Annotated in this window: 16 protein-coding genes; 12 read left to right on the top strand and 4 right to left on the bottom strand. The window is 66.6% G+C overall.

Annotation, left to right across the window (positions count from 1 at the left end; genetic code table 11):
* Nucleotides 1-35 precede the first annotated feature (35 nt).
* The 7 genes from CDA09_RS11060 (at nt 36) to CDA09_RS11090 (ending at nt 9,881) form a co-directional block, all read left to right on the top strand.
* Complete coding sequence (locus tag CDA09_RS11060; RefSeq protein ID WP_121428672.1) at nt 36-1,430, top strand: MmgE/PrpD family protein; 1,395 nt, start codon at nt 36-38, stop codon at nt 1,428-1,430.
* Nucleotides 1,431-1,489: 59 nt separating this feature from the next.
* Nucleotides 1,490-2,623, top strand: a complete 1,134-nt coding sequence (locus CDA09_RS11065) for a GlxA family transcriptional regulator (RefSeq protein ID WP_217351308.1) — start codon at nt 1,490-1,492, stop codon at nt 2,621-2,623.
* Between the two features lie 159 nt (nt 2,624-2,782).
* Complete coding sequence (locus CDA09_RS11070) at nt 2,783-3,673, top strand: dihydrodipicolinate synthase family protein (RefSeq protein ID WP_121428673.1); 891 nt, start codon at nt 2,783-2,785, stop codon at nt 3,671-3,673.
* Between the two features lie 24 nt (nt 3,674-3,697).
* Entirely contained in the window at nt 3,698-5,026 is a 1,329-nt protein-coding gene (locus tag CDA09_RS11075; protein WP_121428674.1) for an NAD(P)/FAD-dependent oxidoreductase, read from the top strand.
* A 23-nt stretch (nt 5,027-5,049) separates the two neighbouring features.
* Nucleotides 5,050-6,555 (top strand): aldehyde dehydrogenase, encoded by a 1,506-nt coding sequence (locus tag CDA09_RS11080; protein WP_121428675.1) that lies wholly within the window; start codon nt 5,050-5,052, stop codon nt 6,553-6,555.
* Nucleotides 6,556-6,674: 119 nt separating this feature from the next.
* Complete coding sequence (gene gbcB, locus CDA09_RS11085) at nt 6,675-7,784, top strand: glycine betaine monooxygenase reductase subunit (protein WP_121428676.1); 1,110 nt, start codon at nt 6,675-6,677, stop codon at nt 7,782-7,784.
* A 216-nt stretch (nt 7,785-8,000) separates the two neighbouring features.
* Nucleotides 8,001-9,881: a putative bifunctional diguanylate cyclase/phosphodiesterase gene (locus CDA09_RS11090; protein WP_121428677.1), complete on the top strand. Its 1,881-nt coding sequence runs from the start codon at nt 8,001-8,003 to the stop codon at nt 9,879-9,881.
* On the opposite strand, the gene CDA09_RS11095 is transcribed toward CDA09_RS11090, so the two are convergent.
* Genes CDA09_RS11095 through purU form a run of 3 tightly spaced genes read right to left on the bottom strand, consistent with a single transcriptional unit; the run spans nt 9,812 to nt 13,058 of the window.
* Nucleotides 9,812-11,278, bottom strand: coding sequence for a bifunctional folylpolyglutamate synthase/dihydrofolate synthase (locus tag CDA09_RS11095; protein WP_121428678.1), 1,467 nt, complete (start codon nt 11,276-11,278; stop codon nt 9,812-9,814). The two genes, CDA09_RS11090 and CDA09_RS11095, sit on opposite strands and share 70 nt — an antisense overlap.
* On the bottom strand, nt 11,275-12,180 hold the full coding sequence (folD, locus tag CDA09_RS11100; RefSeq protein ID WP_121428679.1) for a bifunctional methylenetetrahydrofolate dehydrogenase/methenyltetrahydrofolate cyclohydrolase FolD: 906 nt from the start codon (nt 12,178-12,180) through the stop codon (nt 11,275-11,277). The genes CDA09_RS11095 and folD overlap by 4 nt, the downstream gene beginning before the upstream one ends.
* Nucleotides 12,177-13,058 carry a formyltetrahydrofolate deformylase gene (gene purU, locus CDA09_RS11105; RefSeq protein ID WP_121428680.1) on the bottom strand — a complete coding sequence of 294 codons (882 nt, stop codon included), beginning with the start codon at nt 13,056-13,058 and terminating at the stop codon, nt 12,177-12,179. Before purU ends, folD begins: the two co-directional genes overlap by 4 nt.
* Nucleotides 13,059-13,359: 301 nt before the next feature.
* On the opposite strand from purU, the gene CDA09_RS11110 reads away from it, so the two are divergent.
* The 5 genes from CDA09_RS11110 (at nt 13,360) to CDA09_RS11130 (ending at nt 16,581) form a co-directional block, all read left to right on the top strand.
* Nucleotides 13,360-14,058, top strand: a complete 699-nt coding sequence (locus tag CDA09_RS11110) for a cobalamin B12-binding domain-containing protein (RefSeq protein ID WP_121428681.1) — start codon at nt 13,360-13,362, stop codon at nt 14,056-14,058.
* Nucleotides 14,059-14,080: 22 nt separating this feature from the next.
* Nucleotides 14,081-14,713: a DUF1638 domain-containing protein gene (locus CDA09_RS11115; protein WP_121428682.1), complete on the top strand. Its 633-nt coding sequence runs from the start codon at nt 14,081-14,083 to the stop codon at nt 14,711-14,713.
* Nucleotides 14,701-15,015, top strand: a complete 315-nt coding sequence (locus CDA09_RS11120; RefSeq protein WP_121428683.1) for a virulence factor — start codon at nt 14,701-14,703, stop codon at nt 15,013-15,015. The genes CDA09_RS11115 and CDA09_RS11120 overlap by 13 nt, the downstream gene beginning before the upstream one ends.
* Nucleotides 15,016-15,085: 70 nt before the next feature.
* Nucleotides 15,086-15,556, top strand: a complete 471-nt coding sequence (locus tag CDA09_RS11125) for a methylenetetrahydrofolate reductase C-terminal domain-containing protein (protein WP_121428684.1) — start codon at nt 15,086-15,088, stop codon at nt 15,554-15,556.
* The gene (locus CDA09_RS11130; RefSeq protein WP_121428685.1) at nt 15,553-16,581 is read left to right on the top strand and encodes a methylenetetrahydrofolate reductase; all 1,029 of its coding nucleotides are present in this window, start codon (nt 15,553-15,555) and stop codon (nt 16,579-16,581) included. Before CDA09_RS11125 ends, CDA09_RS11130 begins: the two co-directional genes overlap by 4 nt.
* Here CDA09_RS11130 and CDA09_RS23645 read toward each other — a convergent pair.
* Nucleotides 16,557-16,691 (bottom strand): hypothetical protein, encoded by a 135-nt coding sequence (locus CDA09_RS23645; protein ID WP_286164476.1) that lies wholly within the window; start codon nt 16,689-16,691, stop codon nt 16,557-16,559. The two genes, CDA09_RS11130 and CDA09_RS23645, sit on opposite strands and share 25 nt — an antisense overlap.
* Between the last annotated feature and the right edge of the window lie 44 nt (nt 16,692-16,735).

The raw sequence follows: 16,735 nt of genomic DNA on the forward strand, positions 1-16,735 counted from the left end.
CGTGTCTGGCCGCCCGGCCAGGGGTGAGAGATCCAATGTCCCTGTATTCGTTCGTCAAAGATTTCCATTTCGAGCAAGCCCCGCTTGCCACGCGCCGGCTCGTTCTGATCAGCCTGCTGGATATCCTCGGTGTCGCGGCAGGCGCGCGGAACAACCAGACCAGCAGCATCCTTCGCCAGTACGCCATCGAGCATTACCCGGGCGCCGCCAACGCCAGCCGGATCCTGTTCGACGGGCACCGTGTCCATCCCCTCGGCGCCGCGTGGGCCGGCGGTTTCTGCGTCGACAGCCTCGATGCGCACGAAGGCCACTTCACGTCGAAGGGGCACGCCGGTGCGACCGTCGTGCCGGCCCTGCTGGCGCTGGCCGACGCATACCGTGAGCAGGGCCACGCGATCAGCGGCGAGGAGTTCCTGAGCGCGCTGTGCATCGCCTATGAGGCGGGGCTGCGCGCGGGCGCCGCGTTGATGGCGACGGCGCCCGAATACCATGCGTCCGGCGCCTTCTCGGGCGTCGGCGTCGTGTGCGGAGGCGCGCGGCTCCTCGGCCTCGACGAGCAAACCTTCCGTCACGCGCTCGGGATCGCCGAGTATTTCGGACCGCGCTGCCCGATGATGCGCCTCGTCGATCACCCTTCGATGCTGCGCGACGCGCATGGAGCGGGGGCCTACGCGGGGATCAACGCGCTGCTGCTCGCGAAAGCGGGGGTGACGGGCGCGCCGGCGGAGACGGTCGAGCGGAGCGACGTGGCGCCGCACTGGCACGACCTCGGCGAGCGCTGGGAGATCGATGCGCAGTACTTCAAGCCGTGGCCGGTGTGCCGCTGGGCGCAACCGGCGCTCACGGCGATGGAGGCGCTGCGCAAGGAGAATCCCGATCTCCGCGCCGAGAACATCGAGGGCATCCGCGTCGAGACCTTCCATGAGTCGATGCGGCTTCAGGGGCACGCTCCCGCCAATGCCGACGAGGCCCAGTATGCGTTGGCCTTTCCCCTCGCAGCGCTGATCTGCCGTGGGCAGGTCGGGCCGGACGAGGTGACCGGCGAGGCGATTCATGCTCCGGATATCCGCGCACTGAGTGCCTGCATCGAGATCGTCGAGGCCGATGACCTGTCGGACCGTTTCCCCGAGGAGATCCTGTCGCGGGTCCATCTCAGGCTCAAGGACGGGCGCGAGTTGAGCAGCGCCACCACGGCCGCGAAGGGCGACCCCGCGACGCGCATGTCCGAGGAAGAGTTCCGGGAAAAATTTCACCGCATGGCCCGTGGGGCGCTCCCCGAGGCGCAGCGCAAGGCCATCGAGCGCCAGGTGGCGGAGCTCCCCTCTAGCGCAAGCTGCGCGTCCCTGTTCGATCTGATCCTGAGCACCACCGACGGGTCGAAGGCAGGCACCGGCAGCGCATCCGCGAAGACGGAAACCGCTCCCGGCTGACAGAGGCTGAGGACGCTTCGGCGGGTTCGTCGGAGCGTCCCGTTCGCAGGCGCACAACCATGCCACTAGTCATGACATCGCAGCGACCGGAATCGGCGAAGGCTGCGCCGAAGATCCACGTCGAGTCCTTGACGGAGATCGATCACGGAGGACGTCCGGCAGACAGGATCCGCGTTCCGTTCAGGAGCCTGCTGAAGCACAAGAATCTGCCCCACCTGCATGAGCGCCGCTGGTTGGAACCGTCGGGTGGCTGCCGGCGCGTGTTTTTCGTCGTGCTCGATCACTTTTCGCTGATGTCCTTCACCGGCGCCGTGGACGCCCTGGTGACGGCGAATCTCGTTAGCCGGGAGCCGCTGTTCGAGACGATGGTCGTGAGTGCCGATGGGGAAATGGCGGTCAGCGATCTGGGCATCGGCATTTCCGTTGACGGCGCCATTACTGCGCTCCAGGCACGGCGCGGAGATCTGGTCGTTGTCTGCGGCGGGCTCAGGGTTCGGTTGCACAGTTTCCCCGCCCTCCGCACCCAGCTGCTTGCGGCGCACGCTGCTGGGGCAACGTTGGGGGGGCTTTGGAACGGCGCCTTCTTTCTCGCCGATGCAGGCCTGCTTCACGATCGCGATTGCGCGGTGCATCCGGACGCGCGCGCGCTGATGGCAGAGAGATTCCCGCGGACAAGGGTTGCGCGGCATTCCTATGTCGTAGACGGGCAACGGATGAGCTGTGCCGGTGCCAACAGCTCGCTCGCAATGATGCTGGCGTGGCTGCGGAGCGATTACGAGTCTGCGGTCGTCGATTCGGTCGAGGAAATACTGGGTTGCGATAAGAGCCCTGAGGTCATCGGGGCGCCGGCGGACCGGGATCCCACGTTGCCGCAAGCCCTCAAATTGGCCCTGGAATTAATGCACAGCAATATCGACGAGCCGCTCGCGATCGAGGAAATCGCCGAATTATCCGATTTGTCGAGACGGCAGCTGGACCGGCTTTTCACTCGCCATCTGGGTGCCTCGCCGTCACGGTATTACCTGGAATTGCGCGTGACCCATGCGCGCCAGCTTTTGCAGCATTCGAACGCGCCGATCGCGGAAATTGCCGTTGCCAGCGGATTTGCGAGCATCTCGCACTTCTGCCAATGCTTCCGGCAATTCTTTCATGTCGCACCGGGGAAATTCCGGCTGCAGCAGGTCGCAAGATAGACGGAAAAGAATAAGGCGTTATTGAATTCGCCGGTTCTCGTTCGATTCATAACGTCCATTCATGAATTGCCGGGACGAAATGTTGATTGTCCCGACAACGCAGCGAAATTACCATTTTTTTGCCCTCAACCCCTTCAATAATATTCACTAGGTGACGCAATGAATTTCGATGGCATCTGGACCCCGGTCGCAACCGCTTTCGCCGAAGACGGTTCCATTAATTTCGATATCGTCGGAAAGACGATCGACAGGCTGATCGGCCAGGGCGTGCACGGCCTGATCGTCGGTGGCACCACGGGGGAGTACTACGCGCTGAGCAAGGACGAGCGCAAGCGCCTGTTCGACTACGTGGTCGACCACGTCAAGGGCCGCCTGCCGCTGATGGCCGGGATCAACGCCACCACGACGGAAGAGAGCCTGGAGCTCGGTCGTCATGCGAAGGCCGCCGGCTTCGGTTCGATCCTCGTCGCCGCGCCGTACTACTGCCAGCCCACGCAGGACGAATTGCTCGCGCACGTGCGCTGCGTCGATGACGCGCTGGGCCTGCCGATCATGCTCTACAACTTCCCGGACCGCACCGGCACGCCGATGAGCTTCGAGTTCATCAACGCGCTGCGCGACCGGCCCAACGTGCAGGCGATCAAGGAGAGCACCGGTTCGATCCAGCGCATGCACGCGCTCGCCACCGAGCACGCCGACCAGCTCCAGCTCAGTTGCGGCATGGACGACCAGATCCTGGAGTTCTTCGTCTGGGGTGCGCGCAGCTGGGTGTGCGGCGCGTCCAACTTCCTCGCGCCGGAGCACGTCGCGCTGTATCAGGCCTGCGTCGTCGAACGCGATTTCGTCAAGGGCCGCGAGCTGGCCGCGCGCATCATGCCGATGCTGAACCTGCTCGAACAGGGTGGCAAGTTCTGCCAATACGTCAAGTTCGGCTGCGAACTGGCGGGCCTGCCGGTCGGCCCGGCGCGTCGTCCGCTGCTGCCGCTGGGCGAGGCCGAGAAGGCCGCGTTCAAGCGCGCCTACGACACGCTGGTTTCTCACCGCGGTTAAGGCCTGGCGGCGGAGGCGCTTCAAATGCAGCTCAAATGCAATTTTCTGCCCCAGGACGATGGGCGCTGTGGCTGGTACGAGATGCTGCCTCCGCCTCCCCCGTCGAAGCCGCTGAAGGGCGATATCAAGGCCGACTGGGTGGTGCTCGGCGCGGGCCTGTCGGGCCTCGCGGCGGCACGCCGGCTGGCCGAACTCCAGCCGAACGCGTCCATCGCGGTGCTGGATGCCCGCCGTGTCGGGTTTGGTGCCTCGGGGCGCAACTCCGGCTTCATGGTCGACCTGCCGCACGACCTCACGAAGCACGATTACACCGGCGACCAGTCAGCCGACCTGATGCAGATCCGTCTCAATCGCGCGGCGATCGATTACGTGCGCGGAATCGTCAAAACGCACGGGATCGAGTGCGACTGGCGCGAGCAGGGCAAGCTGCACGGCGCCGTGGAGCCGCGCGGCGAGCGGGCGCTGGAGGGCTTCGCGAAGGGCCTGTCGGCGCTCGGGGAGCCTTACAGCGTGCTCGACGCCCGGCAGATGAAGGCGGTGACGGGCACGGACTTCTACCGGTCGGGTGTGCATGCGCCCGGCTGCGTGCTGGTCCAGCCGGCTGCGCTCGTGCGCGGGCTCGGCGCGACGCTGCCCGAGAACGTGCGCGTGTACGAGGACACCGCGGTGCGCGAGATCGTGGTCGGCACGCCGCACCAGCTCGTCACCGACCAGGGACGCATCACGACCCCCCGACTGATTCTCGCCAACAACGCCTACGCGGCGCAGTTCGACAAGCTCGGGCTGAAAGGCATGATGCTGCCGATCTACACCTACGGCAGCCTGACTCGCCAGCTCACACCCGACGAGCTCGCGCGGCTCGGTGGCGAGGAGAGCTGGGGCCTGATCCCGGCCGACCCGATGGGAACGACCGTGCGCCGTATTGCGAGCGGCCGCATCTGCATCCGCAACTCCTTCACCTACAACCCGGACATCAGTGCCGGTGCGAGCCGCCTCGAACGCGTGCGCGACTCCCATCGGCGCTCATATGAGCGCCGATTCCCGATGCTCTCGGGCATCGAGTTCGAATACACCTGGGGCGGCGCGCTGTGCCTGTCGCGCAATGGCGGCGCACCCTTCGGCGAGATCGCGCCCGGTGTGTTCAGTGCCGTGGGCTGCAACGGACTGGGCCTGACGCGCGGCACGATCGGCGGAAAACTCATCGCCGAATACGCGCTCGGCAGCAAGAGCGAATTGCTCGACATCCTGCTGCAACAGCCCAAGCCGGTCGCCAATCCGCCCGAGCCGCTGCTCGGCATCGGGGTGCGCTCGACCCTGATGTGGAAAGAGTGGCAGGCCGGCGTCGAACTTTAATCATTACAACGGAGGAGAATCCAATGACCGATACCCTGACCCGCGACGCGATCGCGCAAAAGATCAAGCGTCTCGAGTACCGCAACCTGGCCTTCATCGATGGCCGCTTCGTGCCCGCCCGCTCGGGCAAGACCTTCCCGACCCTGAACCCGGCGACCGGCGAAGTGCTGACCGAAGTCGCCGCGTGCGACACCGAGGACGTCGACGTCGCGGTCAAGGCCGCCCGCCGCGCCTTCGACTCGGGCGTGTGGTCGCGCCTCGCGCCCGCCGAACGCAAGGCGATCATGAAGCGCTTTGCCGACCTGATCGACGAACATCGCCTGGAACTCGCGATCCTCGAATCGCTGGAGGCCGGCAAGCCGATCGGCGAATGCTTCAACGTCGACATCCCCGACACCGCCAACACCATCCGCTGGAACGCGGAGACCGCCGACAAGCTCTACGACGCCGTCGCCCCGACCGCGCCGGACGTGGTCGCGACCGTCCGCCGTGAGCCGCTCGGCGTCGTCGGCGCGGTGCTGCCGTGGAACTTCCCCGCCATGATGGTGGGGTGGAAGCTGGGCCCGGCGCTGGTGACGGGCAATTGCGTGATCGTGAAACCCGCCCAGCTCACGTCGCTGACCACCATCTGCATCGCCGAACTCGGCCATCAGGCGGGCATCCCGGCGGGCGTGCTGAACGTCGTCCCGGGGCTCGGCAGCACGGCGGGCCAGGCGCTGGGCATGCATCCGGACGTCGACCTGATCGCCTTCACCGGCTCCACCGCGGTGGGGCGGCGCTTCCTCGAATACTCGGCCGCGACCAATCTCAAGCGCGTGGCGCTGGAACTGGGCGGCAAGAATCCGCAGGTCGTCATGCCCGACGTGAGCGCCCTCAAGACCGTCGCGAGCAACGTCCTCGCCTCCGCCTTCTGGAACATGGGCGAGAACTGCTCGGCGGGCTCGCGCCTGATCGTGCATCGCTCCATCAAGGACGCGCTGCTCGACGAGATGCTGGTCCAGCTCGAAACCGACTGGAAGACCGGCGACCCGCTGGACCCGGAAGTGCGGCTCGGCGCGCTGATCCAGAAGGATCACATGGACAAGGTGCTCGGATTCATCGATCGCGCAAAGGCGGCCGGCCTGACGGCGCTGACCGGCGGGGAGCAGGTCCTCAAGGAAACCGGCGGCTATTTCGTCGCGCCGACGATCTTCGACGACGTGCCCACGGACGCCGAAATCGCGCGCGAGGAAATCTTCGGGCCGGTGCTCGCGGTGATCCCCTTCGACACCGAGGAAGAGGCCGTCGCCATCGCCAACGACACCTGCTACGGGCTCGCAGCCTCGCTGTGGAGCGACGATCTCAGCACCGTCCACCGCATGTCGGCGGCGATCCGCGCCGGCACGGTCTCCGTCAACTGCTTCTCGGAGGGGGACATCACGACGCCCTTCGGCGGGTACAAGCAGTCCGGTTTCGGCGGGCGCGACAAGTCTGTGTATGCCCACGAGCACTACACCGAGCTGAAGACGACCTGGATCAAGGTGGCTTGACGTCAGGGCCTGCCGGAATCGAAACTGATTTCCGGCAGGCGCACCCCAATCGGTAGGCCAAGACAAGAGCCGTACCTGCCGTCCCCCGGACGACGATCGGCCGTACAGGAAATTCCCCCATGCTCAGCCTCACCAGCTCCGAATTCCTCAACCCCGTCAATACCCAGACCTGGGCCAACGGCCGCCATGTCGTGCGCTGTCGCAAGGTCATCCAGGAAACCCACGACGTCCGCACCTTCTGCTTCAGCATGGAGGAGCCGGTGCTGTTCTTCTTCAAGCCCGGCCAGTTCGTGACGCTGGAGCTGGAGATCGACGGCAAGCAGGTGATGCGCTCGTACACGATCTCCAGCGCGCCCTCGATTCCCTACAGCTTCTCGATCACGGTGAAGCGCGTGCCGGGCGGCCAGGTGTCGAACTGGCTGCACGACAACCTGGAGGAGGGCAGCGTTGTCGCCGTGCATGGGCCGGTCGGGCAGTTCAACTGCATCGATTATCCCGCGCGGAAGGTGCTGTTCCTCTCGGGCGGCGTCGGCATCACGCCGGTGATGTCGATGGCGCGCTGGTTCTTCGACACGAATTCGGAAGTGGACATGGTGTTCGCGCACAGCGCGCGCGCGCCGAAGGACGTCATCTACCGCGCCGAGCTCGACTACATGTCGACGCGGATCGAGAACTTCAAGCTGCATCTGATCTCCGAACGCACCGAGATCGGTCACGCGTGGAGCGGTTATCGCGGCTACCTGACGCGCGCGATGCTGGACCTCATCGCCCCCGACTTCCTCGAGCGCGAAGTCTTCTGCTGCGGCCCGACGCCCTACATGCGCGCGGTGCGCCACCTGCTGCAGGAGGCGGGCTACGACTTTGCGCGGTATCACGAGGAATCGTTCGGCGCGACGCCCGAGGGGGACATCGCGGTCGCCCAGGAGCATGCCGCCGAGGCGCACGAACATGAGGGGGCAGCGCAGGATACGTACTGCGTCACCTTCAAGGAGTCGGGGAAGTCGGTTCAGGCGGGCGCTGGAATCACCCTGCACGCCGCTGCCGCCAACGCTGGCGTCACCATCCCCAAGGCCTGCGGCATGGGCATCTGCGGTACCTGCCGCGTGAAGGTGCTCGAAGGCAAGACCGAGATGGCGCACAACGGCGGCATCACCGACGAGGAAATCGCCGAAGGCTATGTGCTGAGCTGCTGCACGAAGGCGGCGTCGGACGTGAGCGTCGAGTACTAGCCGGAACGAGCGCCGCTCCCCCCACGGCAATCGCATGAACGCATCGTAGGGCGAATAGCGCAGCGCTTTTCGCCGCGGGTATCGCATGACGATGCGCGCCATACGGTGGATAACGCTGGCTTATCCGCCCTGAGAATCTCCAACCCGCCAATGTCGCCCGTCCGCGGTCTAAGATGAATCAGCGGCACTGCGCCGGTGCGCTTTGGGGAGACGATCATGCAGAGTTCGACTCGATTGCCGTCAGACGTCGAGGCGCTGCAGCGGCTCCATCGCGCCCTGCGCACTCTTAGCGCAAGCAACCGCGCCCTGCTGCGCGCCGAGGACGAAGACAGGCTCTATCACGAGTTCTGCCGTATCGCGGTCGAGGAGGGCGGTTACCGGCTCGCCTGGGTCACACGGGCGGAGAACGACGAAGCGAAGACCGCGCGGGCGATTGCCAGCGCCGGCATCGACGAAGGCTATCTCGAATCCGTGCAGATCAGCTGGGCGGAGGACACGCCCCTGGGGCGGGGGCCGACCGGCATCGCGATCCGGACCGGCAAGCCGTCCGTGATGCAGAACATCCAGACGGACCCGTACGCCGCCCCCTGGCTCGAAACCGACCTCGCACATCGGTTCCGGTCCTTCATCGCGTTGCCCTTGCACGTCGAGGGCGCGGTGATCGGAACGATCACCATCGGCGCCCCCGAGGCCGACGCGTTCAGCGAGGACGAGGTCGCGCTGCTCACCGAGACGGCCGATGACCTCTCGTTCGGTATCGAGACGCTGCGACTGCGCGCCCGCCATCGCGCGGCCGAGGAAACGATCCGGCAGATGGCGTATTTCGACGCGCTGACGGGGCTGCCCAACCGCCTGCAGTTGCGCGACCAGTTGCGGGCCGCGGTCGACGTCGCCCGCGGCGCGAATCGTCCGCTCGCGGTGCTCCACCTGCGGATCGGCAGCCTGCGCGAGATCACCGAGGCGCTGGGCTACCGCGAGAGCGACCTGTTGCTGCTGGAAATTGCCCGACGGCTGTGCGCCATCGAAGCGACCGGGAACGTCGCGCGTGCGGCGGAGGATGCCTTCGTGATCGTGCTTGCGCGCGGCGATGCGGAGGCCGCCCGCGATCATTCGCAGCGCATCCTGGCGGCGCTCGCCGCGCCCGTCCAGCTTTCCGGTTTGCTGCTCGATGCGCGCGCCACGATCGGCATCACGCTGTACCCCGGACATGGCGACGAGCCCGAGGCCTTGTTGCGCCGCGCGGCAATCGCGAATTTCCGCGCCCGTCAGACCGGGCGGCGCTATCTCTTTTATGCCGGGGGTCTGGACACGGAGTGCACGCACCGCCTGGAGCTCATGGGCGAGTTGCGGCGCGCGATAGAAGGCGAGGAGTTGCGCCTGTTCTGCCAGCCCAAGGTCGAGATCCGCTCGGGCCGCGTGTCGGGGGTCGAAGCCCTGGTTCGGTGGGACCATCCGCGTCTGGGGATGATCGATCCGGGGGCATTCATCGGGCTCGCGGAGAGCGCCGGGCTGATTACGCCGCTCACCTATTGGGTGCTCAGGGCGGCGTTGCGCGAGGGATACGCGTGGCACGCGGCCGGGCTCGCAGTGCCGCTGGCCGTGAACCTGTCGCCGCACGACCTGCGCGATCCGCTGCTCCTCGACCACGTGAGCGACGCGCTCGCGACGTGGGGCGCGAAGCCGGACTGGATTGCGTTCGAGATCACCGAAGGCGCGTTGATGGACGACCCGATCGGCGCACGCGACAGGCTTGTCGCGCTGAAGAAGCTGGGCGTCGAACTCTCGATCGACGACTTCGGCACCGGGTATTCGTCGCTTGCCTACCTGCAGAAGCTGCCGATCGATGCGATCAAGATCGACCAGTCGTTCGTGTCCGGAATGACCAGTAGCGAGGACTCGTCCGTGATCGTGCGCTCGACGATCGACATGGCGCACAACCTCGGCTTGCGCGTCGTCGCCGAGGGTGTCGAAACGCGCACGATAGCCGAGCGACTCGGGCAACTGGGCTGCGAGGCCGCGCAGGGGTATTACATCAGCCGCCCGATGCCGGTCGCACAGTATCCGGACTGGAGTGCCGCGTTCTCGTGGGTGCAGTGAGCCGCGCCGGCGGGCGAGCTCAGGGCCGGCTTCAAATCGGTCGGCGATGAGGCGAGGGCGGTCCGTGCGGCACCCGCCGCATAGACGGAGCCCGTGACGCACATCAGCGAATCGGACGGCACGCGGGCGAGCGTTTCGCTGACCGCTGCCAGCGGGTCGTCGACGGCATGCACGGGGAGGCCGGGGAAGTGCTGCCGGATCCAGTCGGCGATCGCCGACGGTTCGAGCGAGCGCTGACGGTCGGCGCGCGTGACGACGAAGGCGCTCGCCTTCGCAGCGAATATCGGCAGGAGTCCTGCGAGATCCTTCCCGGACGAAATGGAGATGACCATGTGCCGCTCGCGGCAGTCGAGCACGTCCAGCGAGTGCATCAGGGCGCGCGCGGAGGATTCGGTGTGCGCCCCGTCCGCGACAATCCAGGGGCGGCGTCCGAGGATTTCGGTCCGACCCGGCAGCGCGACCTGCGCCAGGCCGCGGCGCGCGGCGTCTGCGAGTTCGGGCAGGGGCAGCAGCTCCGCGTGGAGGATGCACGCGAGCGCCATCGCGGCGTTACCGGCGAGATGGGGGCCCAGCACCGGCAGGGTGAGGTCCATCGCCAGTGGACCGCATTCGACGTGCATGGCCACGCCGTCGGCGGAAGTCCGCGTTACATTCGCGGTGAAGTCGATGCCGAGGCGGTGCAGCGGGGCGGCCCAGTTCGTCGCCTGCGCCTCGATGACTGCGAGCGCCTCGCGGGGCAGGTCGCCGATCACGACAGGCACGGCGGGCTTGATGATTCCCGCCTTCTCGCGGGCGATCGCGGCGAGCGTGGTGCCGAGACGGTCGGTGTGCTCCAGTTCGATGCTGGTGATGCAGGACACGAGCGGGGTGATGACGTTGGTCGGATCCAGGCTCCCGCCGAGGCCGACCTCGATCAGCGCCACGTCGGCCCTGGTGTTCTCGAACAGCGCGAAGGCAGTCGCCGTCGCGAAGTCGAAGAAACCGGGCGGGTGCGCGTTGTCCTGCAGCTCGACGAAGTGGGGCCGGACGCGCTCCACAGCGGCGACGAATTCCGCTTCGCCGACCTCTTGCCCACCGACGCGGTAGCGTTCGCTCCAGCGCTGCAGGTGCGGCGACGTGTAGGTGCCCACGCGCAGGCCGGCCGCGCCGAGCACCGCCTCGCACAGCAGGGCGGTGCTGCCCTTGCCCTTCGAGCCGGCCACATGGATGCAGCGCAGCGCGCGCTGCGGGTTGCCGATGCGGGCGAGCAGGTCACTCATCGGCTGCAGGGCGAGCGCGTCCGGCGGTCGGGAGCGGGACGACTCGGCCGCCACGAGCGCTTCGATGAGCCGGACCACGTCGCCGATGTCGCGCAGCGGTTCGGCGACGGCGTCCGCCAGGCCGGGCGGGGGGCTCATCCCCACGCGGCCTCCATCAACCCCTGCGGCACCGGAAGGCCATGTTGGCGGCAGGCGGCTTCGAGGGTGTTGAGCAGCAGGCAGGCGATGGTCATCGGCCCGACGCCGCCCGGCACCGGCGTGATCGCGCCCGCCACTTCGACGGCGCTGTCGAAGTCCACGTCGCCGACCAGCCGCCCTTTGCCGTCGGGCGTGTCGATGCGGTTGATGCCGACGTCGATCACCGTCGCGCCGGGCTTGATCCAGTCGCCGGGAACCATGCGCGGCCGGCCCACCGCGGCGACGAGGATGTCGGCGCGCCGGCATTCGTCCGCCAGGTCGCGCGTCCTGGAATGAGCGACGGTCACCGTGCAGCTCTCGCGCAGAAGCAGCGCGGCCATCGGCTTGCCGACGATGTTCGAACGTCCCAGCACGACCGCGCGCAGGCCCGCAAGATCGCCCAGGCGATGCTTGAGCAGCATCAGGCAGCCCAGCGGCGTGCAGGGCACCATGCCGTCGCCGCCGGTCGCCAGCGCGCCGGCATTGACGGGATGGAAGCCGTCGATGTCCTTCTCGGGGCGGATCGCGTTGATGACGCGATCGGCGTCGACCTGCGGCGGCAGCGGCAACTGCACGAGGATGCCGTGAACGGCCGGATCCTCGTTGAGCCGATCGATCAGCTCCAGCACCTTTTCCTGCGGCACGTTGTACGGCAGCCGGTACTCGAACGAGGCCATCGCCGCTTCACGGGCCTGGCGTGCCTTGTTGCGGACGTACACCTGGCTGGCCGGGTCCTCGCCGACAAGGATCACGGCGAGGCCAGGGGTGACGAGATGCTGCTCGCGCAGACGCACGACGTGGCGGCCGATCTCGGCACGCAGGTGCTCGGCGGCTTGCTTGCCGTCGATGATCACGGCGTTCATCGGAACACCACCGTCTTGTTGCCGGTGAGGAAGACGCGGTGCTCGATGTGGTATTTGACGGCACGTGCGAGCGCCAGGCATTCAGTGTCGCGGCCGACGGCGACGAGGTGTTCCGGCTGGTAGGTGTGATCGACGCGCTCGACGGCCTGCTCGATGATCGGGCCCTCGTCCAGATCGGAGGTCACGTAGTGCGCGGTCGCGCCGATCAGTTTCACGCCGCGGTCATGCGCCTGGTGATAGGGTTTCGCGCCCTTGAAGCCGGGCAGGAAGGAGTGGTGGATGTTGATCGCGCGGCCCGAGAGCTTGCGGCACAGGTCCTCGGACAGCACCTGCATGTAGCGTGCGAGCACGACCAGATCGGTGCCCGTCTCGGCGACGAGTTCGAGCAGGCGCTCCTCCTGCGCCGCCTTCGTCTCGGACGTCACCGGCAGGTGATGGAAGGGGATGCCGTGCCAGTCCGCGAGGCGCTTGAGGTCCGGATGGTTCGACACGATCGCCGGCACCTCCATCTTCAGCTCGCCGGTGCGAAGTCGATAGAGCAGGTCATCGAGGCAGTGGTCGAACTTCGACACCATCAGCAGCACCTTCGGGCGCGCCAGCGTGTCGTGCATCTCCCACGTGAAGTCTTCCTCGGCGCGCGGCAATTCGTTGCCGAAGGCGCGCTTGAGCTCGTCGAAGGACGGCGTGCGGCCCGACGTCGTCGAGAAGACCGTGCGCACGAAGAAACGCCCGGTGAGGATCTCGTCGAATTGCTGCATCTCCATGATGTAGCAGTGGCGCTCGGCCAGGAAGCTCGAGATGCGGGCGACCGTGCCGATCACGCCCTTGCAGCTCGCCTTGAGTACGTAAATGTTCTTGCCTTCGGTCATTACCGACATCGCGCGTCTCCTCTTTGTCATATGGTTGGCCGTTGCGGACGATGTCATCCGTCCGGCGTTTGGCTGTCGCCCAATTTAGTCTTCCGGGGAGCGCTTGCCTGTCTGGTTACGACAATTTCGGATCGCCTCACGACACCCGCGCCCGCGCTGGCAATGGCGTCCATCGCGGGGAAATCCGGCTGTCGCGTTTGGACATGGAGGGGTCGTTGAGGCGCCTGCCAGTTGCGGGGGCTACGCCTAACCTGTGCCGCATCGGGTCCGCTGCGGTCGGCACCCGCAACGACCTGAAGGAGAAGACGACATGGCGGAACAGTTCGACGACGAGGATTTCGACCTGGCGGCATTGCCCGATGACGAACTCATCGAGCAAGTGCACGACGACCTCTACAACGGCCTGCGCGACGAGATCGTGGAGGCGACCAACATCCTGCTGTCGCGCGGCTGGAGCGCAAGCCGGGTGCTCGACGAGGCACTGGTGGAAGGCATGCGCATCGTGGGCGTGGATTTCCGCGACGGCATCCTGTTCGTGCCCGAAGTGCTGATGGCGGCCAACGCGATGAAGGGCGGCATGGAGATCATCCGTCCGCTGCTCGCGGACACCGGTGCGGAAACCGTGGGCAAGATCGTGATCGGCACGGTCAAGGGCGACATCCACGACATCGGCAAGAATCTGGTGGCGATGATGATGGAAGGGGCGGGCTTCGAGGTCATCGACATCGGCATCAACATCCCGGTCGAGACCTACCTCGATGAGATCGAGAAGCACAAGCCGGACATCCTGGGGATGTCGGCGCTGCTGACGACGACCATGCCCTACATGAAGGTCGTGATCGACACGCTGAAGGAAAAAGGCCTGCGCGACGACTACATCGTGTTGGTGGGGGGCGCCCCGCTGAACGAAGCCTTCGGCAAGGCCGTCGGTGCGGACGCGTACTGCCGCGATGCGGGCGTCGCGGTCGAGACGGCCAAGGCGCTCATCAAGCAGCGTCGCGCCGCCTGAGGCGGCACAAAGGGACGCGGGCGTGGAACCGATACTGATCATCGCCTGCGGCGCGCTCGCCCGCGAGCTCAAGGCCGTGATCGCCGCAAACGGGTGGCAGCACGTGCAGTTGCAGTGCCTGCCCGCCGACCTCCATAACCGCCCCGATCGCATCCCCGAGGCGGTGCGCGAAAAGATCCGGGCGGGGCGGGCACGTTTCGGGCGCATCCTCGTCGGCTATGCCGACTGCGGCACGGGCGGGCTGCTCGATCGCGTGCTCGAAGAGGAGGGCGTCGCGCGCCTGCCGGGCGCCCACTGCTACGAGTTCTACGCGGGCACGCCGGCCTTCACGGCGCTCGCCGACGCGGAGCCGGGCAGCTTCTACCTCACGGATTTCCTCGTGCGTCATTTCGAGCGCCTCGTGATCCGCGAACTCGGCATCGAACGTCATCCGGAGCTCGCATCGATGTATTTCGGCAACTACCGCCGCCTGGTCTACCTGGCGCAGGCCGAGGATGCGCAATTGCACGAGCAGGCGCGGCAGGCCGCGGCGCGGCTCGGGCTCGAGTTCCAATACCGATTCACCGGCTACGGCGACCTCCAGACGGCCATCGTCCGGTTCCACCGCCAAGAGGGGCGCGACGCCCGCACGGAGCAGGTTTCATGGCAAAGCTGATTGTTGTGCAGTGGCGTGACATCCCTGCGCAGGTGATCGTCAAGAACGGACGGGAGAGCGCGAAAGCGCAGCTCTCCGAGCGCTTCCAGGTCGCGATCGACCGGGCGGCGATGCGCGCCGGCAAGGGCAGCTCGGACGCCTATTTGGAGGACTGGCGCCGACAGCCGCCACGCGAGTGCGGCGGCGACCTGCAGGCCGAAGCGGCTGCCGAAGCCGCCCGCATCGAGGCCGGTTACAGCGACGCAGACCTCGATGCGCTGGTTCGCGCCAAGGGCAATGCGACCAGCACCGACACGGCGTAATAGAAAACGACATCGACAAACAGCCACACCGGTCGCGCGAAACCGACGGTGGCGGACGAAGGAGACATTCATGTACGCAGCACGCCGGTGGGTGGTCCGACACTCACGTGGTTTCGAGATCATCTACAACGCCTTCGAGCCGATCATTGCGCGGCTCGATCCGCTGTGGCGCCGTGTCGGATATGCGCGCGCGGAACGGCCGGTCGCGGAGGTCGAGAAGGCCATCAAGGGCTTCCTGTTCGACTGCAAGATGTGCGGCCAGTGCGCGCTCAGTTCGACGGGGATGTCCTGTCCAATGAACTGCCCGAAGACGCTGCGCAACGGCCCCTGCGGCGGCGTGCGTGCGAACGGGCACTGCGAGGTCAAGCCCGAGATGAAGTGCGTGTGGGCGGAGGCCTGGGCCGGCAGCCAGCACATGAAGTCCGGCAAGAGGATCTATGTCGTCCAGAAGCCGGTGGATAACCGCTTCCGCGATACCTCGTCCTGGCTGCGCGTCGTGCGCCAGATCGCCGAACGCGCCGCGCAGGGAGAGCAGAAATGATTTTCGACGACGAACCGACGCCCGGCGAAGGACTGCCGATCCTGCCCGGCCACGTTTCGCCTGGCCGCTTGGAGCGCGTGCTGCGCGCCGGCAAGTTCGCGGTGACGTCCGAAATCGACCCGCCCGATTCCGCCGATCCGGACGAAGTGTTCAAGCGCGCCGCGATCTTCGACGGCTACGTCGACGCGATCAACGCGACCGACGGCTCGGGTGCGAACTGCCATATGTCCAGCGTCGGCGTGTGCGCGCTGCTGACGCGCCGCGGCTACGCGATGGTGATGCAGATCTCGTGTCGCGACCGCAACCGCATCGCGATCCAGGGCGAGATCCTGGGCGGAGCCGCAATGGGGGTCGCCAACATCATGTGCCTGACGGGCGACGGCGTGCAGGCGGGCGACCATCCGCAGGCCAAACCCGTGTTCGACCTCGACTCGATGTCGCTGCTGGAGATCGCTCGTGCCATGCGCGACGAGCAGCGCTTCCAGAGCGGGCGCAAGCTCGACACGCCGCCGTGCGTGTTCCTCGGCGCCGCCGAGAACCCCTTCGCGCCGCCCTTCGACTGGCGTCCGCATCGGCTCGCGAAGAAGGTCGCCGCCGGCGCACAGTTCATCCAGACGCAGTACTGCTACGACATCCCGCGGCTGCGCACCTTCATGGCGCAGGTGCGCGATCTCGGCCTGCTCGAAGGCCCGAACCGCGTCTACATCATGGTCGGCGTCGGCCCGCTCGCGTCGGCCAAGAGCGCAACCTGGATCCGCGACCATGTGCCCGGCGTCCACATCCCGGACAGCGTCATCACACGCCTGGCGGGTGCGGAGAAGCAGAAGGCCGAAGGCAGGAAGCTCTGCATCGATCTGATCGAGGAGATCCGCGAAGTCGAGGGCGTCAGCGGCGTGCACGTGATGGCCTACCGCCAGGAGGAGGCGGTTGCCGAAATCATCCAGACCTCCGGCGTGCTCGAGGGGCGTGTTCCGTGGTATCCGGGGCGTGACCGGCAAGTTCAAAGGCAGGCGGTGGGGGCCTGACCGGGGCCGTAATCAGCTCGCACAAGAAGGAAGTCGTCCGCGGCTTTTCGACAATCCGCCACAAATACAGCGCTGGCCGTTTTCACGGCCAGCGCCTTGGCGTTGATCATCGCGGTTCGGCTGCTTGCCACGCCTGCCGGGATAAATAAGGCCC

The sequence above is a fragment of the Azoarcus sp. DN11 genome (assembly GCF_003628555.1).
In the GTDB taxonomy this organism is placed as follows: Bacteria; Pseudomonadota; Gammaproteobacteria; order Burkholderiales; family Rhodocyclaceae; genus Aromatoleum.